Annotated in this window: 25 protein-coding genes, 1 tRNA gene, 1 riboswitch and 1 other annotated feature; of the genes, 8 read left to right on the forward strand and 18 right to left on the reverse strand. The window is 38.2% G+C overall.

All coding sequences use genetic code 11. The features are described 5' to 3' along the window. Positions 1–26: 26 nt before the first annotated feature. From ilvC to L8T27_RS14405, 5 genes are all read right to left on the reverse strand, one after another. On the reverse strand, positions 27–1,049 hold the full coding sequence (gene ilvC, locus L8T27_RS14385) for a ketol-acid reductoisomerase (RefSeq protein ID WP_237941774.1): 1,023 nt from the start codon (positions 1,047–1,049) through the stop codon (positions 27–29). A gap of 46 nt (positions 1,050–1,095) precedes the next feature. Continuing rightward, complete coding sequence (ilvN, locus tag L8T27_RS14390) at positions 1,096–1,614, reverse strand: acetolactate synthase small subunit (protein ID WP_233318311.1); 519 nt, start codon at positions 1,612–1,614, stop codon at positions 1,096–1,098. Beyond that, positions 1,611–3,326 (reverse strand): acetolactate synthase large subunit, encoded by a 1,716-nt coding sequence (ilvB, locus tag L8T27_RS14395; protein WP_233318302.1) that lies wholly within the window; start codon positions 3,324–3,326, stop codon positions 1,611–1,613. The genes ilvN and ilvB overlap by 4 nt, the downstream gene beginning before the upstream one ends. 134 nt (positions 3,327–3,460) lie before the next feature. Continuing rightward, positions 3,461–3,720: a binding site (T-box leader), on the reverse strand. Positions 3,721–4,154: 434 nt separating this feature from the next. Then, positions 4,155–4,349, reverse strand: a complete 195-nt coding sequence (locus tag L8T27_RS14400) for a YolD-like family protein (RefSeq protein ID WP_233318300.1) — start codon at positions 4,347–4,349, stop codon at positions 4,155–4,157. A gap of 819 nt (positions 4,350–5,168) precedes the next feature. Continuing rightward, positions 5,169–5,390, reverse strand: a complete 222-nt coding sequence (locus L8T27_RS14405; protein ID WP_233318299.1) for a WYL domain-containing protein — start codon at positions 5,388–5,390, stop codon at positions 5,169–5,171. A gap of 115 nt (positions 5,391–5,505) precedes the next feature. On the opposite strand from L8T27_RS14405, the gene L8T27_RS14410 reads away from it, so the two are divergent. Beyond that, the gene (locus L8T27_RS14410) at positions 5,506–5,817 is read left to right on the forward strand and encodes a YolD-like family protein (RefSeq protein WP_233318297.1); all 312 of its coding nucleotides are present in this window, start codon (positions 5,506–5,508) and stop codon (positions 5,815–5,817) included. 12 nt (positions 5,818–5,829) lie between these two features. Further along, on the forward strand, positions 5,830–6,189 hold the full coding sequence (locus L8T27_RS14415; RefSeq protein ID WP_237941775.1) for a YhjD family protein: 360 nt from the start codon (positions 5,830–5,832) through the stop codon (positions 6,187–6,189). 85 nt (positions 6,190–6,274) lie between these two features. Here L8T27_RS14415 and L8T27_RS14420 read toward each other — a convergent pair whose 3' ends face one another. Next, on the reverse strand, positions 6,275–6,787 hold the full coding sequence (locus L8T27_RS14420) for a GNAT family N-acetyltransferase (RefSeq protein ID WP_237941776.1): 513 nt from the start codon (positions 6,785–6,787) through the stop codon (positions 6,275–6,277). 243 nt (positions 6,788–7,030) lie between these two features. Between L8T27_RS14420 and L8T27_RS14425 the strand changes: the two genes are divergently transcribed. Continuing rightward, on the forward strand, positions 7,031–7,273 hold the full coding sequence (locus L8T27_RS14425) for a hypothetical protein (RefSeq protein WP_233318290.1): 243 nt from the start codon (positions 7,031–7,033) through the stop codon (positions 7,271–7,273). A gap of 128 nt (positions 7,274–7,401) precedes the next feature. After that, positions 7,402–7,845, forward strand: coding sequence for a ferritin-like domain-containing protein (locus tag L8T27_RS14430; RefSeq protein ID WP_237941777.1), 444 nt, complete (start codon positions 7,402–7,404; stop codon positions 7,843–7,845). Between the two features lie 34 nt (positions 7,846–7,879). On the opposite strand, the gene L8T27_RS14435 is transcribed toward L8T27_RS14430, so the two are convergent. Beyond that, positions 7,880–9,136 (reverse strand): oligosaccharide MFS transporter, encoded by a 1,257-nt coding sequence (locus tag L8T27_RS14435; protein WP_237941778.1) that lies wholly within the window; start codon positions 9,134–9,136, stop codon positions 7,880–7,882. A gap of 356 nt (positions 9,137–9,492) precedes the next feature. On the opposite strand from L8T27_RS14435, the gene L8T27_RS14440 reads away from it, so the two are divergent. Beyond that, complete coding sequence (locus L8T27_RS14440) at positions 9,493–10,125, forward strand: hypothetical protein (RefSeq protein ID WP_237941779.1); 633 nt, start codon at positions 9,493–9,495, stop codon at positions 10,123–10,125. 286 nt (positions 10,126–10,411) lie between these two features. On the opposite strand, the gene L8T27_RS14445 is transcribed toward L8T27_RS14440, so the two are convergent. From L8T27_RS14445 to L8T27_RS14485, 9 genes are all read right to left on the reverse strand, one after another. Continuing rightward, a tRNA-Arg gene (locus L8T27_RS14445) sits at positions 10,412–10,485 on the reverse strand. 135 nt (positions 10,486–10,620) lie between these two features. After that, positions 10,621–11,130 carry a metallophosphoesterase family protein gene (locus L8T27_RS14450; RefSeq protein ID WP_237941780.1) on the reverse strand — a complete coding sequence of 170 codons (510 nt, stop codon included), beginning with the start codon at positions 11,128–11,130 and terminating at the stop codon, positions 10,621–10,623. 15 nt (positions 11,131–11,145) lie between these two features. Then, positions 11,146–11,739, reverse strand: a complete 594-nt coding sequence (locus L8T27_RS14455) for an XTP/dITP diphosphatase (protein ID WP_233318281.1) — start codon at positions 11,737–11,739, stop codon at positions 11,146–11,148. Between the two features lie 144 nt (positions 11,740–11,883). Then, positions 11,884–12,945, reverse strand: coding sequence for a GerMN domain-containing protein (locus tag L8T27_RS14460; RefSeq protein ID WP_237942331.1), 1,062 nt, complete (start codon positions 12,943–12,945; stop codon positions 11,884–11,886). A gap of 121 nt (positions 12,946–13,066) precedes the next feature. Continuing rightward, positions 13,067–13,864, reverse strand: a complete 798-nt coding sequence (gene racE / locus L8T27_RS14465; protein ID WP_233318279.1) for a glutamate racemase — start codon at positions 13,862–13,864, stop codon at positions 13,067–13,069. A 10-nt stretch (positions 13,865–13,874) separates the two neighbouring features. Continuing rightward, positions 13,875–14,333: a MarR family winged helix-turn-helix transcriptional regulator gene (locus L8T27_RS14470; protein ID WP_233318277.1), complete on the reverse strand. Its 459-nt coding sequence runs from the start codon at positions 14,331–14,333 to the stop codon at positions 13,875–13,877. A 464-nt stretch (positions 14,334–14,797) separates the two neighbouring features. Continuing rightward, complete coding sequence (gene gerE, locus L8T27_RS14475; protein WP_016201768.1) at positions 14,798–15,022, reverse strand: spore germination transcription factor GerE; 225 nt, start codon at positions 15,020–15,022, stop codon at positions 14,798–14,800. Positions 15,023–15,242: 220 nt separating this feature from the next. Further along, positions 15,243–15,878, reverse strand: coding sequence for a cupin domain-containing protein (locus L8T27_RS14480; protein WP_233318275.1), 636 nt, complete (start codon positions 15,876–15,878; stop codon positions 15,243–15,245). A gap of 121 nt (positions 15,879–15,999) precedes the next feature. After that, the gene (locus L8T27_RS14485) at positions 16,000–16,356 is read right to left on the reverse strand and encodes a response regulator (protein ID WP_233318273.1); all 357 of its coding nucleotides are present in this window, start codon (positions 16,354–16,356) and stop codon (positions 16,000–16,002) included. A gap of 73 nt (positions 16,357–16,429) precedes the next feature. Continuing rightward, positions 16,430–16,512: riboswitch (cyclic di-GMP riboswitch) on the reverse strand. 515 nt (positions 16,513–17,027) lie between these two features. Here L8T27_RS14485 and L8T27_RS14490 point away from each other — a divergent pair. From L8T27_RS14490 to L8T27_RS14500, 3 genes are read left to right on the forward strand one after another with little or no spacing between them, the layout of a single operon-like run. Then, positions 17,028–17,543, forward strand: coding sequence for a hypothetical protein (locus tag L8T27_RS14490; RefSeq protein ID WP_233318271.1), 516 nt, complete (start codon positions 17,028–17,030; stop codon positions 17,541–17,543). Between the two features lie 57 nt (positions 17,544–17,600). Then, positions 17,601–18,995: a hypothetical protein gene (locus L8T27_RS14495; RefSeq protein ID WP_237941781.1), complete on the forward strand. Its 1,395-nt coding sequence runs from the start codon at positions 17,601–17,603 to the stop codon at positions 18,993–18,995. Positions 18,996–19,038: 43 nt separating this feature from the next. After that, positions 19,039–19,713 (forward strand): DUF2642 domain-containing protein, encoded by a 675-nt coding sequence (locus L8T27_RS14500; RefSeq protein WP_233317553.1) that lies wholly within the window; start codon positions 19,039–19,041, stop codon positions 19,711–19,713. A gap of 119 nt (positions 19,714–19,832) precedes the next feature. On the opposite strand, the gene sdhB is transcribed toward L8T27_RS14500, so the two are convergent. Next, on the reverse strand, positions 19,833–20,594 hold the full coding sequence (gene sdhB / locus L8T27_RS14505; protein WP_233317551.1) for a succinate dehydrogenase iron-sulfur subunit: 762 nt from the start codon (positions 20,592–20,594) through the stop codon (positions 19,833–19,835). 1 nt (position 20,595) lies between these two features. After that, entirely contained in the window at positions 20,596–22,359 is a 1,764-nt protein-coding gene (gene sdhA, locus L8T27_RS14510; RefSeq protein ID WP_233317549.1) for a succinate dehydrogenase flavoprotein subunit, read from the reverse strand. Positions 22,360–22,381: the final 22 nt, after the last annotated feature.

The raw sequence follows: 22,381 nt of genomic DNA on the forward strand, positions 1-22,381 counted from the left end.
AAGCAAAACCAGTATAAATTTAGGTTTTACTTTTGGCCGCTGCCAACCACTTCTTTTTTACGTGAACTTTTTACAAACGGCATCATTGAACGAAGTTCTTTGCCGACTTTCTCAATCAAATGCTCGCTTTCTCTAGCATTAATTGCATTAAACTCTGGTCTGTTCGCTTGGTTTTCTAAGATCCAGCCTTTTGCAAACTTCCCTTCTTGGATGTCTGTCAATACAGCTTTCATTTCTTTCTTCACATCTTCTGTCACGATTCTTGGTCCTGTAACAAAATCGCCCCATTGTGCAGTATCTGAGATAGAGTATCTCATCCCAGCCATTCCATCTTCATACATAAGGTCAACAATCAATTTCAGCTCGTGTAAACACTCAAAGTATGCTAATTCAGGCTGGTAACCAGCTTCTACCAATGTTTCGAAACCAGCTTTTACTAGTGCAGTCAAACCACCGCATAATACTGCTTGCTCACCAAACAAATCTGTTTCTGTTTCTTCTTTAAATGTTGTTTCCAAAGCTCCAGCGCGCAATGATCCGATTGCTTTTGCGTAAGCTAATGCAAGCTCTCTAGCTTCACCAGTTACATCTTGGTAGATGGCAAATAATGCAGGTACTCCAGCTTCTTGTTCAAACGTTCTTCTTACTAAGTGACCTGGGCCTTTTGGCGCTACCAACAATACATCGCTGGAAGATGGCGGTACGATTTGGCTGAAATGAATATTGAAGCCGTGTGCAAACATCAATGCTTGATTTGTTAAGTTCGGTTTAATTTCTTCATTATAAACCTTTGTTTGCTGCTCATCTGGAAGCAAAATCATAACAACATCCGCTTTTGCTGTCGCTTCGCCTACTGAATATACATCAAAGCCGTCCTCTGCTGCTTTATCCCATGATTTTCCTTGTCGTAAGCCGATGATAACATTTATTCCGCTGTCCTTCATATTTAAAGCATGTGCATGGCCTTGGGATCCATATCCAATTACAGCAACTGTTTTTCCTTCAAAATATCCTAAGCTTGCATCTCCGTTATAGTACATTTTCGCCATTTTAAATTTCTCCCTTATTAGTAGATTTGTTTTTATATAAATTTAATTAAACAATAGAGTAATGGTTTCTTTGACTAGTGTTTTTCTGAGAACCACGAGGGAATGCTGTTGTTCCTGTTCTGGCAATTTCTTTAATTCCATATGGTCTTATCAACTCAATGAATGCTTCAACCTTTGATGATTCGCCGGTTATCTGGATGACAAGGCTCTCTTTGCTCACATCAATTACAGATGCCCGGAAAGGTTCAATCAAGGAGTAAAGCTCATTTCGTGTTGAAGGCGTCGCAAGCACCTTAATTAGCGCAAGCTCCCTTTCAACGATAGCCTGGTCTGTAATATCAACGACCTTTAAAATATCGACTTGTTTGTTGAGCTGTTTCGTCACCTGTTCAATGACTCCTTCACTATCAACATGCACAACACATGTGATTCTTGAGACGCCTTCCTGCTCTGTATGACCCACAGAAATACTTTCAATATTATAGTTTCTCTTCGAAAATAGATTAGTAATCCGGTTTAAAACACCTGATTTATTCAGCACTGTTAAACTGATTATTCTTTTCATGGCTTCATCCCTACCATTTCGTGTAAACCTTTGCCTGGAGCAATCATTGGATAAACATTTTCATTTGGATCAATGCGGAAGTCTAAAACAACCGGCTCCCTGTCATGAAGCACTTCATCCAATATCTTGTCAGCATCCTCCACATTCGAAATTTGATACCCTTTAATTCCATATGCTTCAGCAAGCTTAACAAAGGATGGCTGAACTGATTCTTTACTGTGAGAGAATCGTGATTCATAAAAGAACTCCTGCCATTGTCTTACCATTCCTAATGCCTGGTTATTGAAAATGATAATTTTGATTGGCAAATTCAACTCCCTAATAAGAGCCAATTCCTGACTGCACATTTGAAAGCCGCCGTCACCGCTGATTGAAAGGACTGTTGCATCCTTATCGGCAATTTGCGCGCCGATACTTGACGGCAATCCGAAGCCCATTGTTCCTAGTCCGCCTGAAGTTACCCATTTGTTAGGGTCTTTAAAGCGGTAGTACTGAGCTGCCCACATTTGATGCTGGCCAACATCTGTTGTTACAATTGCCTCGCCGTTTGTTTTCTCATGAAGAAGTTCAAGCACCTGCTGTGGTTTCAACTTGTCGGAATTTTCGTAATAATAAGGATAGTCTTTTTTCCAATTTTCAATCTTTTCTAACCAGTCTTTATGCTCGGATTGCTTACCATTTTGGCTGATCAGCTCTGTTAAAGCCTCTTTTGCATCTGCAACAACAGGTATTTTTGTCGGGATGATTTTGCCAATTTCAGCTGGATCAATATCAATATGGGCCTTGATTGCATTTGGTGCAAAATGCTGCAAGTTACCCGTTAAACGGTCATCAAATCTCGCACCGACATTTATGAGCAAGTCACACTCATATAAAGCCATGTTTGCTGCATAACAGCCATGCATTCCACCCATTCCAACAAACAAGGAATTATCAGCAGGCAGCCCTCCTAAGCCAAGCAATGTGTGAACAACCGGTATTTGCTGCTGCTCAGCATAGCTTTTTAGCTCTTCTGACGCCTTAGAAAAGATAACACCTGCGCCAGCTAGGATAACTGGTTTTTTTGCTGAACTGACAGCCTCAGTCAGCTTTCGGATTTGCAGATAATTCGGCTTTGTTGTAGGCTGATAACCCGGCAAGTCCACTTCCTGCTCCCTCGGTTCCTCGGCCACAGTTGCAGCAATGTCTTTCGGCACATCGATAAGCACTGGACCTGGTCTTCCGCTTGTTGCGATATAAAAAGCTTCCTTTACAATTTTCGGAATGTCTTCCAAGTTTCTGATTTGGCAATTATATTTTGTAATCGGTGTTGTTATCCCAAGAATATCTGCTTCTTGGAAAGCATCTGTCCCGATTACTCCTGTAGCTACCTGTCCTGTAAAAACAACGAGTGGCAACGAATCCATCATTGCATCAGCAAGGCCTGTTACTATATTTGTAGCACCAGGTCCTGATGTAGCAATCACAACACCTGGTTTTCCAGAGATACGTGCATAGCCTTCCGCTGCGTGTATTCCGCCTTGTTCATGTCTAGGAAGAACATGAAATATTTTCGAGTCATATATTTTGTCATAAATAGGAAGTACTGCTCCTCCTGGATAGCCAAAAATACATTCCACATTTTCTTTTTCCAAAGCTTGCAGCAAAAGATCTGCCCCAGTTAATGGCTTCGTTTTAGCCTTCGTCTCTTCAAAGGCGGTTTTCTGTATCATCAATATAACCTCCTTATTAAAGTGGTTCCTTTTCTCCAATGATCAAACAGCACGATTACGATGTTACAACAGCTAAAATAGACCTATATCATAAAAAAAGCCTTCACACCCCCAATGTATACTTTATAAGTAGACAAAGGGGTGAAAAGGCCATTTCAGCTTTCCACGGTACCACCCTCATTCATACATGAAACACATGTATGCACTCAATGAACAGTTCGTTCGTTTTTGGTAACGAGTGGCGTGTCACTCGGTCAGCTCTACTTCACTTTGTGTTTCAAGCTAACACTCAGAGGTGAGTTCATTTCTAATCGGCTTCACCGGTTCTCAGCAACCACCGGCTCTCTGTGGAATCCCAAAATTAGAAACTACTTATCCTCATCATCGTATTTTTCATTATCTTTTATTTAGGCTATTAGGATTTTTCTTAAACAGCATTTCAAATGGTTTCAACAAAGTTCAAAGCTGTATTTATCAGCTCCGTTTTGCTTTTGTTGAGGTTATCTTACGCCGATTTGAAACAAGAGTCAACACCCTTTTTAAGAATTGTTCGATAATTCAAACAAAAAATAATACTCAGTAAACGCTTACAATATTGATAAATAAATGATGCCTGTACTTTGGAAAATTACAAAAAATTTTTTTATTCCGAATACTTTGTTCTATTCTTACTTATTCTTACTCTTCTTAGCCTGCCATTTTTGATTATGGAGAATTCATTATAATACGATAATGAGAGTGCTGTATATTATCTTGTCAGATTTCCTAACAGGTTTTTTACAAAAGAACCGCCCCCTCGGAGGAAAGCGGTTGCAAAAATATGTGTATTCAACCTGCTGTCGGTGTAATGTCATGTATCCATGATAGCTTTATCTGCAGGATATTTTCCTTTTCATCTTTTAAGCCAATTGTCTGCTCATGCAGATTCAGCATTTCTACATTGCCTTTGCATGTCTGCAAAAGACCATTTTTATAGTAGTTAATGACTAGTTGACGATTTCTTGCCAGCTCCTTTAAGATCATTGCTTCTCCTCCTTTGCCTTATACTCCTATCTGTTTCATCTATTTTCACAAATAATTATCATAGTTAGAATTTACTATATGTATAGTATACACTAAAATTAGTAAGCGTTTGCAACTTTTTTATGAACAATTTGTGAACTTTTTTACAAAAACGATAGGGTTATATCTTCAATATATCCAATTCACCATTTCTTAACCGTTTACACTAGTTTATTTTTCCATTTTAACAATTATAGACGAAGCTCCTTTTTTAGGAAAACTAACAAATGATGTAACAAAAGCACTGCGTCATACAATATCTATCACCTCCACAGAAATTAGCAGTTTAAAGAGGAAAAGAATGCAAAGTTATATTGGAATAAGGATTTTAGAATTTCTTAAAGGATAGCTAATCAAGGAGTACTTTGCCTTGCTAATTAGTGCTTTCACTATAAAATGACAACAGTAAAAACGATGAAATAATTAAATGAGGCCATAACTCCTATTACAGCTTTCACAAGTTTTCTGGTACGTTGGCCTTATACGATCAGCAAATTAAACATGCGAATATTTTGTTGATTGCTTGAAGTGGAAAAAATAGTGTAGGAGTAGCACATGCGGTGACAGATTTCAGCTATTGCTGCAATCTTACTGATTTAAAAAGGTTGGAATCGGCGAAACTTCTATTAAAACTTCTGCAATGTTATTTTGGAGAGGAAGTCGCTGTTATTCTCCTTGCATCACCTAGCGTAAATATCCTTTTATCTTCACGTCGGCGTTGAGAAGATTAACCGGCATCCCGGATAGCAAGAAAACGTTAAATCCCTATTACAGGGTTTTTTATGCATTTTTCCTTCCTCTCATTCCTGGATAAGAAGCTGCGAGAATTGAATCCAGTTTAAAAATTCTAGGCTGTTTTCTGTGCAGACAAAAGGCTTTAATATAGTTACCCTTCACTTCCCGAACAAGAATGGTCCTTTTAGAGAAGATTTCATTGCCGCTCATATAAATAATTTCAATTTCTTTGTTTTCCTTTAACGCTCTTTCCAATTGACGATTCATCTAATAATTCACTCCCTTCTTGCATATATTATATACGAACAAACGTTCCAAATCAACCTTGATAAAGAACATTTGTTCTGGTATATTTTACTTAGAGCAAAAGGAGATGGATAACTTGATTAAAGACAAAGGAAGAATGAAATGGACTGCAATGATTACTCGGCAACTGCCGGAAAAGGAGGATACTGAGAATAGCGCAGAAACAGACGGAGGTTTCCCAGCAGACATCGACATGCTCATACATGAAGCAATGGAGTATAACTGGACGCTTGAATACAAGCTAACATTCGCTGACTCCATTCATTCGCTATATGGAACGACTGTTTTTATTGATTATCTAAAAAAAGAGCTGCGGATTAAGGATAAAGAGCATCATATTCATTTTGTGCCATTTGCTAGTCTCCTCTCAAGCAAGAGAGCGGAATAGGAGATTAGGGACATGACAGCAATACTTGATTCAGATCGAAGATTAATCAGCCAATCCGTACATCTTGCCCTTGTATTATCTGTATTGGAATATGATCGCAAAAAAATAGAGGGTACTTCTTTTAAAATCAAAAATGTTTATTTGAATCTGATTGAACATACGATGCTGAAGGTGCAAGCCGACTTGAAAGTAATCAAGGAGGATATGAAAAGGAATCAATTGAGAGTACAACGGGGCAAAAATGACGGATTTGCTACAGAATATGATTTTTACTGCAGGGGATATCATGAACTACACCGCTTTTATAATACAAACCTTAAGAATAATACACAGAAGCTGCTTATTTATTATTTGATGCGCAACAAAGAGTAAAACTTGGCTGCGCATAGTTCAGGGGTTAATATGCCGATTATACGTTTGCTTATGCAACCCCTTTGAACATACAGGTTAATCTGATTCATTTCCATTCTTCGCTTAATATCGCATAATAGTATTCATCCCACCAGTTTTCCCCTGCCGGAATGCATTTTTTAAAATATCCTTCTCTGCGCATGCCAATCTTCTCCATCACTTTAAAGGAAGCAATATTTTCTGGCTGACATGTGGCGATAATCCGATGAAGCTGCATATGTTCAAATCCGTATCCAATCATAGCCTTGGCCGCTTCTGAAGCATAGCCCTTGTTACAGTAATCAGGATGGAACACCCAGCCGATTTCATAGGTATGATCACCGAAGTACTTAAAAAAACCGAGATGACCAATCAGCTTATTTTCCACAGCTAATATGACAGGAAAATATTCAGCAGACTGACCTTGATTTTTCCGCACAAATTGTTTTGTTTTCTCTTCCGTCATCACATCTTCAGGGATATAATGCATTACATTACTGTTGGAAGTATAACGAATTACATCCTGCCAGTCATTATCGTTAAACTCGCGGATTAGCAGCCTAGATGTCTTTATTTTCATGATTCCCCCCACCATTCTCTATAACTTTTAAAAAAGCTCTTGTCTATATATTCCATCTATATCTCTTATCCCCTGTTATAAATTCACAAAAAATAATCAACAATAGATTAAAAAAATGAGTTCTAAGATAAATTTCCGCCCAATAAATAGGTTGAATCAAAAGTCACTCATGATGAAGTGATTTTTTATTTTGAATAAGCCAAGCAGTACAGCACATAATCTAAACGGGAAGGAGTGACGCAATTGGCTAAAAAAAAGGAACAGGTATTTCTTGTTGTTGTAATAGAAGGGTCTGTGATTAAAAGAATTATGATTCTCGATATAATAGTCGGTTCTGGCATTTATTATGCCTTGCAATGGATGTGTTCGAGTATAATCATCAGCATGATTGGCAGTATGGTTGGTACAGAAGGAATTAAAAAGGTGCAGAAGCAGCGAAAGAATCCTGATGTAAAGCTAGTACGAGTTTTAAAAACAGCGAAATAGACTTCGATCGCCCCCCTGAACAATATTCCTCGTTATTTATGAGGTTCCCCTTTTAAGAATCGGACATGTTTCCTTAATCCCCAGACGGCATATAGTAACCTATAACGACTGCAAGGAGATGATTAATTGTGCATTTATACTATGACTATGCATCATTTCAACAGCGTAGCAAAGAGCTCGCCGCAAAAATTGCAAAGGCAATAGATGAGGAGTATGCCGCTATTCACTGTTACAAACAATTAGAATCATTAGCACCAACTAAACGAGAAAGAAAGATAATTAACGAGATACGCAGAGACGAAATCAACCATTATAATATGTTCTCCTATATTTACACCGAGCTCACTGGTCAAAAGCACTCAGCTGCCATTACAGAAGCCTGCCCGCAAAATTATCATGCAGGAGTTAATTCTGCCTTTGTAGACGAACAAGAAGCTGTCGATTTTTATTTAGAAATCTCTGACAGCACAAATAATAATTTTATTAAAGAATCATTTAAAAGGGCAGCGATGGATGAACAAAACCATGCTGTTTGGTTTTTGTATTTCTTGACAGCCTTATCCAAAAGATAAAAAAAGCACCCGATGGATGCTTTTTTTTATGAAACTATTTTTTCACAGTTATTGGGGAAAAACTGCCGGAAACCTTCATCTTTTTATGCTTCTTATCATTTTCTAAAGTGTAAATTGACATAATTGTAATAACCAGTACAACAACACTTAAAATATAATATGTATTTTGGTAGCCGATAGTGGAGTACATACCTCCTGCCACACTGGAAAAAACCATAATGGAAATTTGCTTCGCAAAATTAAATGCTAGTAAATATACGGTAGCTGATAGTCTAATATCAAATACACCTGTTATATATTTAAAAATGGAAATTAACAATAATGGCATTTCAACAGCTGCAATTAAGCGCACAATCGATAGGGAAATAGGACCGATTGCAACAGCACTGCCAAAAATACGAATGAATGTTAATGCACCGAACAAGAGCAAACCATTTTTCGCACCAATCTTATTGATAAGAATCGGCATAAAAACCATGATGATTGCTTCAAGACCAATCTGCAGTGAAACAAGCTTGCTGAATACATTTGTTCCTTCAGCAGGTGTAGTAAAAAATTGCTTATAATAATTCGGAAACTGCTGGTCAAATACATCATACATGCATGCAGTACCGATGATGAAAAGCCCCAGCATCCAAAAGTTCCTTAGCTTAAATACAGAGAAAATGACTTCCTTCGTCAACGGCTCTGCCGCAGATTCCTTTGCTGCAAAAGATGCTGTTTTGTCGATCTTCGCCGTATACAAAAGAATACTAAGAACAATTCCTGATAAGGATGCCACCCAAAAGATGCTGAAAGGATGTGCAATGAAAAGAAGCCCTGAGACGAAGGTAGCCGTTGCTCCAGCAACAGAACCAAACAGACGAGCACGTCCATATTCAAACTTATTAGCCCTGCTAGCCCTTTCTATGTATGATTCTATTACACCAACTCCGCCATATAATACAGAACTTAAATAAACGCTGCCAAGAAGTGCACCGGCAATTATATTTAAGTCTAATAAAGAAATAAATACATAACTGAAAAACGGACCCATAAAAATGGCTGCACCTGCCACTGTAGCAAACAAATGCTTTTTGAACACAAGCTTGTCCGACAAGATTCCAAAGAACGGCTGATACAGGAGTGCAACTAATGACATGGCAGAAAACACATAGCCAGATTCTGTAGCAGATAAACCTGCCTGCTCCTCAAGCCATATTGGTAAAAATGTAAAAACAGTCGCCCAAATAAAAAAGTAAAAGAAAAAGAGTCCACCGAAGTTCCAAAAGCTCTTTTGAGTTTGTATCATTTTTTTAACACTCCCATTTTTGTAAAACTATTAAATTATATACCTTTTCATAATAAGATAGACTTACACTGTGATTGCTAACATCTAAAAGTGTTCAAGCAATGTATTATTGAGCTTTTAATTATGAAAGGGCTTACTTTCTGAAGATTATAGTACTAGTACGTACAATTGTCAAATTAAAATACATCTAGTACGTACTAATTTATTTAATTTTTATATGAATATTTTCATACATTTACCTACAAATTGCCTATGTTTAAATTTACCATTTTGTCTAGTTTTGTCGAAAGTATAGTCAAATAGAATCTATTTTAATAAAATGGTTTTTGTATTAGAGATATGAGGGGGAAAAAGTTTTGAAAAAGTTTTTTAAATTTGGTTGTTTAGGAATTATTGCACTTATTGTCCTAATTATTATCTTGGTAGTTGCATTTAGTGGTAATGACGATAATGTATCTACTAAATCAAAGTCTGGTAGTTCAGAACAGGCATCTAGCGAAGAAAATACTAAGGAGTCTAAAGTAGGAACACGCTCCAATCCAGTAAAACTAAACGAAGTTGCTACTATTGAAACTTCAACATATGATGATGAATCAAATAGCTATAATACTACAATTGATTTATCTGTCGAAAAGGTTATTCGTGGTGAAGAAGCACAGAGTCAACTAAAGAAAATGAATGAGTTTAACGAAGATGCTCCAGAAGGTTATGAATGGGTGCTTGTTGATGCTAAAGTGAAAGTAGCTGATTCTGAGACAGAGGACTATCCTTTTTCAATTGACGGCATAATGTACTTTGATTTTGTAAGTGAAAGCGGAGATATTTATAGCGGTGATATAGTAGGTACTACAGAACCTGATTTTTCTTTTGAAATGTATAAAGGAAATGAAAAACAAGGTTACATCGCTGGTCTTGTTAAAACTGGAGAAAAAGCAACTCTCCAATACGACCCAATGGTAAGCAGTTCTGTATTCTTCAATTTACAATAAATAACCAAGCAGCCCCTCTCAAACGAGAGGGGCTTTTAATCTATACTTTACTACCTCTTTAGATAGTCGTTAATCACAGAAAGGAGAAAAGAGATAACAAAATCCTAAAGCATAGTTATTATAGAAAGATTTTATAGCCTACTTTAGGATATAAATCATTAAAATTGCATAGATGCTTCATAAGAAACTTTATCTTTTTTTAAAACTAAAATCACCATAAAAAAGAAATTAGAGTTTATAACAAAAAACCACTTACGAAAGAATTCATAAGTGGTTTTTGTTAGGACGTCCCAGGAGAGATTCGAACTCCCGACCGTACGCTTAGAAGGCGTATGCTCTATCCGGCTGAGCTACTGGGACATGGCTTTGAATATTTATTTAACGTCCTCATCAGGACAATATTTATTATATGTTCTAGGCGAAATAAAGTCAACATGTTTTTGAAAGTTTTTTTCCTGAAGAGGAAAATTATCTTTTTTCCTCTTCAGGAAGTTTTTACAGTGGGAACTCTGCTGTTAATTCAGAGAGCAGCCCTGAATTAAAATCGTATACTTCTGTTTTTAATGATTTATCTTCGACTGTGAGAATGACATATGTCTTTTCCATTCTTCCTCTTGGAAGACGAAGACTGCCTGGATTGATGAAGAGGACATCTTCAATCATTTCCATGCCAAGGTAGTGGCTGTGGCCGAAGCAGGCAATTTGCGCGCCAACCTCTTTTGCTCTGTACAGCAATCTGCTGACAGATGATTTCACGCCATAGAGGTGGCCGTGAACCATTAAAAGTTTTTTTCCGTTCACTTCTTGTATTGTTTCTTCTGGATATTTTGCGTAATAATCGCAGTTTCCTTGAACTACGACATAGCCAGCGATGGCTTGGTCATCAGCTGGGAGCTCTGAGTCTCCGCAATGGAGAAACAGATCTGCTTCATCCTTATGCCTTTCCTTTAATTGCTGAAGCTCGTCCACAAGTCCATGGCTGTCACTGACGATTAGAACCTTCATTGTCCATTCCTCTCCTTAAAGAACATCTGACAGCTGTTCTTTTAGTTTTTTCAGTGCATTCGCTCTGTGGCTGATGCTGTTTTTCTTTTCTGGCGGCAATTCAGCCATTGCTTTCCCTTCTTCTTTTACAAAGAAAATTGGATCATAGCCAAAGCCGTATTCTCCTCTTTTTTCCTCTAAAATAACGCCTTCGCAAGTTCCTGTGAAGGTTTGTGTTCTGTTTTCCGGATTAGCAATAGCTAAGGTACAGCAAAAGCGTGCTGTTCGCTTTTCATGCGGAACTCCTTCTAATTCTCTTAGAACTTTATCCATATTTGCCTGGTCATTTTTCTGCTCCCCTGCATAGCGAGCAGAATAGACACCTGGTCTGCCTTCTAATGCATCAACCATCAATCCGGAATCATCGGAAATAACGACCTTTCCTAACAGCTTAGACACTGTCTCTGCCTTTAATACCGCATTTTCCTCGAATGTAGTGCCTGTTTCTTCTACATCGTCTATTTCTGGGTAATCAAGCAATGTTTTGACAGAGTAGCCTAGTGGTTCAAACATTTCCACAAATTCTTTCGCTTTGCCTCGGTTTTTTGTTGCGATAATAACTTCTTTCATTTTGCTCCCACTTCCTGCTGCGTTTTTTAATTATGTAACTCTTGATTTTTCTTCTTACATTTTACTATCAAAAAATAGGACAGTCCAATCATATATGAAAAGTTCCTACAAACTAAAAAAGGCTGCATAAGCGCAGCCTTCTTATTAGAAACTTCCAGTATTAACTTTTTCAGGACGAGACACTGGTTCTGTGAGGCTTTTTCCTTCCTCATTAACAAGGTCTTGTTCACCGTTCACCGTAATAGCGACACTTTCAATTCCTTCCTGTTCTGTCAGTGACAGCACTAAGGAATTTAACAGATCATCAGAAACAGTTTTTTCTTCTCCATCTGCGCTGTTATAAATAGACTCATTGAAGTTTAATGTAACTTTTCCATCTGTGACAACAGGGTCATCCAACAGCGCTACATCTTGCTCCATAAATGTTGCCAAAGCAGATCCTGTTCCAGGGCCTTCCGCAAGCTCCCCTACTGCAGCAGCAATATTATTTTCTTCTGAATTGCTAACACGCTTTGTTACTGGAACATAGTAGTATTCGCCAGTCTCTCCGCCAACATAGTAAACCGTAAGCGGTTTTGTGTTTGTGATGTCGGCAACATCTTTCGTATCAATATTGATTCCGTCTGCTCTTGTCAAGGTACTTTGAAGCGGGGTTTTAGCTACAGGCATTTCTTTCAATTCTTTGCCATTAACTTGCAGTTTAACGGAATCAATTGTATCAAACTGAGTTAATGTCCATGTAACGGACTGCATAATTTTTGACTCATCACTTGCTTCGTAGTCATTAAACTCTTTTGAGAAATCAACTGTAGCAACTTTATCCTTAATATTAACACTAACACTTGTGCCAGCAGGAAGCACGCCTTGGAAGCCGTTTGGCAGCATTTCTGTGACAGGACCATCCTTCACTAAATACTCAAGGCTTTCCTTCGCAACACTGTTAGTTTTAGGGATATTTAAGGTTTGCGGAACAACAAATCCATCTTTATCGACTAAATAAAGCTCGATTGGCATGGAATCAGCTGCAGTTGCTTCTTCTCCAGCCTTGGCTGCCGTTTCCTCTGCCGCATTATCCGTATATGTAGTTTCTTGCGGCGGATCGACACTCTCTTTTCCACTATCTCCACCAAAAAGGCCACAGCCAGATAGCATAACTGTTGATACGAATGCAGCAGACAAAATCGTTAGCTTTTTATTCTTAGACATCATTAATCACTCCTAAGACAGTTTGTACTAATATGTATACGAGCTATTTCTAAATTTAGACCGAGCTCTCCAAATTTTTTTTAATCCATATAAAAAAGACTAAGCATAAGCTGCCTAGTCTTTAGGAGAGTTTAATCGTCTCTACTGCTTCAATTTTCTGGTCGAGCCAATCTGATGCAATTCTTGCAAAGATATCGCTGGAACCTGTTGTATAAAACTCATGCTCGTTCTTTTCCTGGGGTGATGCCAGCTGTTCACTGTGAGCAAGAATTGTACTTACTTCCCGCGCTGTCTCAGCACCGGAGCTGATCACCTTAACCTTGTCCCCCATTTCCTCTCTTATCACTTTTTCTAAAAGAGGATAGTGTGTACAACCAAGAATCAGTGTGTCAATGTCACTGCCTTTAAAAGGAGCAAGCGTTTGTCTGACGATGCGTTTCGCTACCGGTCCATCGTACTCTCCGCTTTCCACAAGGGGAACGAATTTAGGGCATGCAAGACTTTCCGTGCGGACTTTTTTGTTTATTTGCTTAAGAGCCTTTTCATATGCTTTACTTTTCACCGTACCGATAGTTCCAATCATGCCTATATAATTGTTCCTCGTCACTTTAATCGCAGTTCTAGCTCCGGGAACAATCACACCGATGACAGGAATGGACAGCTGCTCCTTTATTTCGTCAAGGGCAACAGCTGTTGCTGTATTACAGGCAATGACAAGCATCTTTATGTTTTTTTGCAACAGAAATCTTGTCAATTCCCATGTGAATGCTTTTACTTCTTCTCCAGATCTTGGTCCATATGGACATCTTGCTGTATCACCTAAATAAATAATCTTTTCATTTGGCAGCTGCCGCATGATTTCTTTTGCAACAGTCAAACCGCCAACTCCAGAATCTATAACACCTATTGGTCTATCCAAACTTACCGCCTCATTTTTCCCGCATTTCTTGATGTAGTCTAATAAAGTTGTCTTTCAAATGTCCAACTTCTTCTAATGAGTAATTACCCAACACTTCTTGTAAATACATTTGTCTTTTTTTGATTACTTCGTCAATCAGCCTTTTTCCTTCATCTAATAAATGGATGCGCACGACACGGCGGTCATTCGGGTCTTTGACACGCTGCACCAATTCGTTCTTTTCCATCCGATCTACTAAATCAGTCGTTGTGCTGAAGGCAAGATACATTTTATTAGATAATTCGCCGATTGTCATGTCCCCATCTTCAAAAAGCCATTGCAATGCAACAAATTGAGGCGGAGTAATCGTATAATTACTTAGGATTTCCCGACCCTTCTGCTTAATGATTCCAGAAATGTATCTCATATCTTTTTCAATGATTGCTATCATATCTAAATACTCTTTTGAGTTTTTTTCTTCTACATTCATTGCTACATCTCCTATTATCTGTCCAATTTATCTATCATCCTCATTACTTAATAATAATTATAGTCTAGATTGGGCAAATCGTAAACGTATAGACTAAAATGCCTTTATATTGCTGTGACAACTAAAAAGAGGATTGAACAATACAAAATATATCTTTAAAAATGAATAATAAATAATTTTCTCTTATAGCCGAGATATCGAGTACCCTCCGCTCCACTCCGTTAAGGCCTTCAATCATTTTATCCAACAGAAAAAAACCAAACTATTATGAGCAAGTTTCATTAGAATATCGCATAATAATTCCGGATTTGTTATTTTAAGTACTTTTGACACAGCTTCTTTTTGCAACTCATTATGTATTCTTTCAGGTAAAACTTTGAAAGGTGACATAAAAAGCCGTAAGTAATCCTTCCCATTGGTAGGATTCTTTTAGTCAGCTTTTTATAAAGTCACCTTTCGTTAGCTTATAGCTCTAGTTCTCCCATTCTTAGGAGTTCTACAACAGCCTGTGAACGCCCCTTAACGCCCAGCTTCTGCATCGCATTAGAAATATGGTTGCGAACTGTTTTTTCGCTGATGAACAAATCACTCGCGATTTCCTTGGTCGTTTTGTCTTGGACCAACAGTTCAAATACTTCTCTTTCCCTTTTTGTTAATAATGGCTTGTGAGTAAATTCATTCTCCTTCAAGTAGTGTAACCCTCCTTGCCTTTGCCAGCTATGAACTATGGGATGGGTATATTTTATAGTCTGAATATATTATGTGGGGAAAAGCATTGGAGTGACTGTATATCCTTAAAATGGACGGCATTTTTTATCGTTTATACGCTTGATATACGCTTTCCCTTTAGTTCTGATTTTCCCTACAATTCGCAGGACAAGGCATTACTTTTCCAATCTATCGTGTCCTTTAATAACGGCCATTAGAATAATATGGCTGCTGCGTGCTGTAGGGATAATATCCGTGATTATAATAAGAAGTTTCATTATTTCGACTGTGCTGTGTTTGGACACATTCGTCTGTTGGTCCAATTACTATCGTTTCATTCTTTAATGGTGCAAGTATCTTTTTTAATTGGACTGGGTCGAGACAATACGTGTGAGCGAGCACTTCGACTGGTGTTTTTGTAAGGATATCAGAACCAAATATATATTCAGGGTACGGAGCGTCAAAGATGGCAAGCAGATGAGTTCTATCTTCAGAGGCTATTTCCCAATGCCACCAGCCTTGGGGTATGTTGGCTACTTGACCTGGTTTAATGGGAATATTGGATACTTTATTGGTAAATGGATTGATAAGTGAGACAACTGCAGATCCAGATATACAGTAGACAAGTTCTGCAGCGTTCTGATGGTAATGAGGTTCGACAACTTTTTTGCTGCTCAAGTAAATATCTAATAAAGAAACCTCACCGAGAGTGTTTAACACATCCCTGCCTAGTCGGTTAATATAATTATCAGCATTTCGAGTGTTTAGACGATTCCTATTAACGTCAGAAAAATAGCTGATATTAGGCTTTGTATAGTCCATATAGGAGGTTGGCATCGCATACAGTCCCCATTTCTTGTTAAAGTGCTACAACGTATTGTATGAAAAATGGCAAAAAGCGTGACACTCACCCTAATTTATAAAAAAAGAAGGATACCGTAAAAGGCACCCTCCTTCTCTATGATATGTTATCTAACGTCAGCAGGAATCGTTCAAAATATGGCTTTACGATGAAATCCTTCGCACCATGCTTTAAAGCAGCTGTAACATTCCTGCTTTGTCCCATCGCGGAACAAATAATGATTCTTGCATCACAATCAAATTCCATAATCCTTTGCAATGCTGTCATCCCATCCATACAATCCATCGTTAAATCGAGGATAAGGATGTCCGGCTTCAGCTCTTTGTATACCGATACAGCCTCACAGCCGTCAGATGCTTCCCCGATGACTTTGTATTTGCTGTTATTTAATAGATTTTTTATGTAAGTTCTCATAAATAAAGAGTCGTCTGCAATAACAACCCTGACTTCCAATGTTACCACTCCTAATTCTAACTTTGGCAAACTTAAGAAAGGAGTAATTTGTATGTATGCAGGACTTAAGATTCCTGGCAGCCCGGCTGCCATTGCTGTTGCTTTAGGCCCGTGGCTTTGCGTCTTTTACTTTCGTAAAATTTGCCAATGATTTTATCATAGCACAGTATTTTTCAACTATATAGTTGTTTTTATAAGGAAATGAAAGAACATAAACAGCTTGTTAAATGAGCAACAAAAATCCTTTCACCTAAAAAAAAACTTGGAATACAATTAGACTATATCCCAGATTTTAATATGTATACTTGATTGCCTACTACCAATACGTACAAAGTAAGGTCTATTTTTTATGAGATCCTTTCTTTTCATTACAGAATCCAACAATTCTATCTCCCAACCTTCCATTTTCTTTATTTCAAATATACCCCACAAATTAATCATTTTCTTTTTTGGTTAATTGTATGATTTATTATAATTTTTGTTCGGAATTTTACTGATATCTATAAAAATATACGTTTGCCCTATATCTCGGCATTGCAATTATAAATATAATGCCTAATTAATACATGCACAAAAAAGAGTCATTTACATAAATAGGCAGGTAACATAGTACATTGTCTTGCCCTGACACATATCATACATGGAAAACATAACTAGGAGGTTATTTGGAGATGAATAAAGAAGTATTACAGACATTAGTAGGTAAAACAATTAAAGTGGATAGGGGAGGCCCTGAGTCTCGTATCGGGAAATTATTAGGAGTTAGCGAAGACCATTTCACTCTTCTTACTGAAGCAGATGGTGTCGTTTATTATTTAACACATCACATCAAAAGCCTGACAGAGAACACAAAAAAGGGTCTTCCATTTGAACTTGAAATACCAGAATTATTCACATTTGTAACTGCTCCAACTCTTTTTGAAGTAATGGAAAGCTTAAAATACAATTGGGTAAAAATCAATCGCGGTGGCAAAGAGTCAGTTGAAGGCGTATTGGATGACATTAACCTAGAGTATATCACAATCGTTCATAATGAAGAGATTATCAGAATTGCTACATTCCACATCCACAATATCAGCTATGGACTCAAAATTGAAAAACCAAAGAAAGATGAGTCTGAGAAACAAGAAGAAAATAAGAATGATAAGAAGGAAGAAAAAACAGAAGAAAAGGGCAGTGAAAAATAATCATTATGATTAGTCGCTTCTTTTATAGAAGCGACTCTCATTTAGGAGGTGGTTCTTATGGGAGAATTCACTTTTTCCAATGCACTTGATAGACTGAAAAGATTCAAGATACGACTTTTCCTAAATAAAGATCAATATGTGGAAGGCACATTACTCGATGTAAAAGAGGATCATTTAATTCTAGAAACGAATGGAAACATCTACTATTTCGCATTAGACCAGATTCATGCTATTACAAAAAATGCAAAAGACAATAATCCATTACCTTTAGAATTTCCACTTGAGACTAAAAAAGACTTAAATGAATTATTAGAGGAATTACGTTACAGTTGGGTGACCATTACTTGCAACTCCAATCAGGTTTTTAAAGGGATGCTTAGTAAAGTGACCGACGACTTCTTAATTTTAATTAATAAGGAAGAACAAATGTATATTCTTAAAACCTCTATCATTAATATCTTTAATGGCCTGCAAGAGGATAATAGTCCTTCTTCTAATCAGGAGCAGTCGTCTAATAAAGAAGATGATTCTTCACAAATCCGTATGGAAGAAGTAGCAGAAAACAGCGAATCATCTAAGGAAACTGCTGCTGATTATGATACAGGAACAAGAAATGATGCTGACTCCGAACACAGCACAGAACCAGTTAAAAGTGAGGTCTACGATTTCAGCACAAACTCAGTTGAAGATACAGTTTCTGATTTCAACACAGATCCAGCTGAAGATGCGGTCTCTGCTTTCAACACGGAACCAGTTGCAGATACGGTCTCTGCTTTCAACACGGAACCAGCTGAAGATGCGGTCTCTGCTTTCAACACGGAACCAGCTGAAGATACGGTCTCTGCTTTCAACACGGAACCAGTTGCAGATGCGGTCTCTGCTTTCAACACGGAACCAGTTGCAGATGCGGTCTCTGCTTTCAACACGGAATCAGTTGCAGATGCGGTCTCAGTCGAATCAGACCCTATCATAAGTGGTGTTCGTGAAACAAACAACGGCTATGCTGATTTGCCACCAAGAAAGAACAAGAAACAAGATAATACACTGCATGACTTTTTGACAAATGTTCTATCACAAAAATACAAAGGAAGTGCTGACACTTTGGAAAAATCTCCTAAAGCTGAAAGTGATCAAGTTTCTCCAAAGAAAGAAGTGAAACCGACGGAGAACAATACAGCAGCAGATAGTATCTTTAAGCATCCTCTTAATCCCTTAGGCTCTTCTTTAAGAAGCAAAAAAAGCCACACTGAACAAGAAAAGAAAAAGGAAGCGGAAGTTCAGGAAGTTCCTTTAAATACTACAAATAATACAAAAACAGATGTAAAAACACAGATAATCAATGCAAAAGATCAAAAACTCGCACTGGAGAAGCAGTATTTTGCCTTAATGAAACATGCCGAATATATGTACAAGAAAATCAGAGAAGAACGACTAAAAAAATCAAAGAAATGATGGGAGTATTTTAATTACTTGCTTTTTTTAAGGAAGTGAATAGATGGATAGCATAAAAAAATTGCAAAATGAGTATGTAAAGGTTGAAATATCAGGAAAAACTGTGTTTTCCGGAGTTCTCTTGGACAACGGCCTAGATATTATCGTGATAAATGATGGCGAAAAGTACCTTTATATTCCGCTTAACCATGTCCATAATATAAAAAAATCGCTTAAAGGAGAATCGGAATTCACCATTGATACAACTGGCGGAGATTTGCCATTTCAAGATGCTAGTGAAAACATTTCATATCGCAAAATCCTAAATAATGCGAAGGGGCAGTTTATAGAATTATTTGTCACAGGAAATAAGTCCATTCATGGCTATATTACTAATATTTTGAATGATTATATTGTATTTTACTCACCAGTTTTTAAGACTATTTTCATTTCCATGCATCACATAAAATGGCTTATTCCCTATACTTCTAATTTAACACCCTATACTTTGAATAACGCAGATCTCCCCATTGTCCCCTCCACTATACCTTTAGCCCGCACTTTTGAAGAACAATTAAAAAAACATGCTGACCAATTACTTGTATTTGATTTAGGAGATGCTCCTGACAAGATTGGTTTAGTAAAAAATATTTCCAACAATATTATAGAGATAATTACAGCCGAGGGTATACCTGTTTATTGGAAGCTAGCCCATTTAAAATCGGTTCACTTACCATAATAAAGACAACTAAAAAACATCTCAGGGAAGATGTTTTTCTTTTGCCTTTCCTTTTATATTTTCTGTCTTTGATGAAAATAAAAAGGAGATGGCTTTTTTTCTCAGCCATCTCTTTTTTATTAAACACTATCACTGCCAAAAAAGCTCTTGAATGCTTCAAAGGTGGTATCTCTGTTCAATGCTGCAATGGAAGTGGTCAATGGAATTCCTTTTGGACAAGATTGAACACAGTTTTGGGAATTGCCGCAATTTGCAAGCCCTCCATCTCCCATAATTTGTTCAAGGCGCTCTGACTTATTCATCGCTCCTGTCGGATGGGCATTAAAGAGACGCACTTGGGATAATGGAGCTGGTCCAATAAAATCCGATTTGCTGTTCACATTCGGGCAAGCTTCTAAGCAAACACCGCATGTCATGCATTTAGACAGTTCATATGCCCATTGTCTTTTCTTTTCAGGCATTCTCGGTCCTGGTCCAAGATCATAAGTACCATCGATTGGAATCCATGCCTTCACCTTTTTCAAGCTGTCAAACATGCGGGTTCTGTCGACCTGCAAGTCTCTGACAACTGGGAATGTGCGCATCGGTTCCAAGCGGATCGGCTGTTCAAGCTGGTCGACTAATGCTGTGCATGACTGTCTTGGTCTTCCGTTGATGACCATCGAACAAGCTCCGCATACTTCCTCCAGGCAGTTCATATCCCAGGAAATTGGAGTTGTTTTTTCCCCTTTGCTGTTGACTGGATTTCTTCGTATTTCCATTAGGGCAGAGATAACATTCATGTTCGGTCTGTATGGCAATTTAAATTCTTCTGAATAGGGTGCTGAATCAGGATCATCTTGTCTTGTTATCAGAAATGTAACCGTACTTGCTTCCCCCATCTTATTTCACTCCTTCTTTTTGTTTCGAATAATCCCGTTTTCTAGGCGTAATTAGTGATGTATCAACATCCTCATAATGGAATTGAGGTGCTTCACTTTCTGATACGAACTTTGCCATTGTTGTCTTCAAGAAGTCTTCATCATTTCTGTCTGGATAATCAGGTTTATAGTGAGCGCCGCGGCTTTCATTACGGTTATATGCTCCAATTGTGATTACCCTTGCCAGCTGAAGCATATTTTGAAGCTGGCGTGTAAACACTGCTCCTTGATTGCTCCATTTCGCTGTATCATTAATATTGATGTTTTTATAGCGCTCCAGCAATTCCTGGATTTTGTTATCTGTATCTTGAAGTTTGTCATTATAACGAACTACTGTTACGTTATCTGTCATCCATTCCCCTAATTCCTTATGAAGCACATAGGCATTTTCCGTTCCGTCCAGCTTCATAATACTATCCCATTTTCCTTGTTCTTCTTTGACTGCTTGATCGTATAGGGTAGAGGATAGGTCTTCTGCACTTTTGCTCAAACCGTTAATGTATTTGACTGCATTCGGACCAACAACCATACCGCCGTAAATGGCAGACAGCAAGCTGTTCGCTCCTAACCGGTTTGCACCATGCTGAGAATAATCGCATTCCCCTGCAGCAAATAAGCCAGGGATGTTTGTCATTTGATCATAATCGACCCATAATCCGCCCATTGAATAATGAACTGCCGGGAATATTTTCATTGGCACTTTTCGAGGATCATCGCCCATGAATTTTTCATATATTTCAATGATACCGCCGAGTTTTATGTCAAGCTCCTTCGGATTCTTGTGGGACAAGTCCAAATACACCATATTTTCTCCGTTGATGCCAAGCTTTTGGTCTACACAAACATGGAAGATTTCCCTTGTCGCAATATCCCTTGGCACAAGATTGCCGTATGCAGGATATTTTTCTTCAAGGAAGTACCATGGTTTTCCATCTTTATAGGTCCAGACCCTTCCGCCTTCACCCCTTGCTGATTCACTCATCAGGCGGAGTTTATCATCGCCAGGAATAGCAGTTGGATGAATTTGGATGAACTCCCCGTTTGCATAGTAAGCGCCCTGTTGATAAGTGATGGCAGCGGCAGATCCTGTATTGATAACAGAGTTTGTCGATTTACCAAAGATGATACCAGGTCCGCCTGTTGCCATAATAACAGCATCACCAGGGAAAGCTTTAATCTCCATTGTTTTTAAGTCTTGCGCTCTTATACCGCGGCAGACACCTTCGTCATCAAGGACTGCTCCAAGGAATTCCCAGCCCTCATATTTAACAACTAGTCCATCTACCTCGTATCGGCGTACTTGCTCATCCAATGCATACAAAAGCTGCTGTCCAGTCGTTGCTCCAGCGAATGCTGTCCGGTGATACTGTGTTCCTCCAAAACGGCGGAAATCAAGAAGTCCTTCTGGTGTCCTGTTGAACATTACGCCCATGCGGTCCAACAAATGAATAATCCCTGGTGCAGCTTCTGCCATCGCTTTAACTGGCGGCTGGTTTGCTAAGAAATCCCCGCCGTATACAGTATCATCAAAATGCTCCCAAGGAGAATCCCCTTCCCCTTTCGTGTTTACCGCACCGTTTATGCCGCCTTGTGCACAAACAGAATGGGAACGCTTGACTGGCACAAGGGAAAACAATTCGACAGGTGTCCCAGTTTCCGCTACTTTGATTGTGGCCATTAATCCTGCTAAACCACCGCCTACAATAATGACTTTCCCTTTACTCATTTTATTCCACTCCCTTAATCTA

Origin of the sequence: Niallia sp. Man26 (assembly GCF_022049065.2) — a bacterium.
Lineage (GTDB): Bacteria > Bacillota > Bacilli > Bacillales > Cytobacillaceae > Niallia.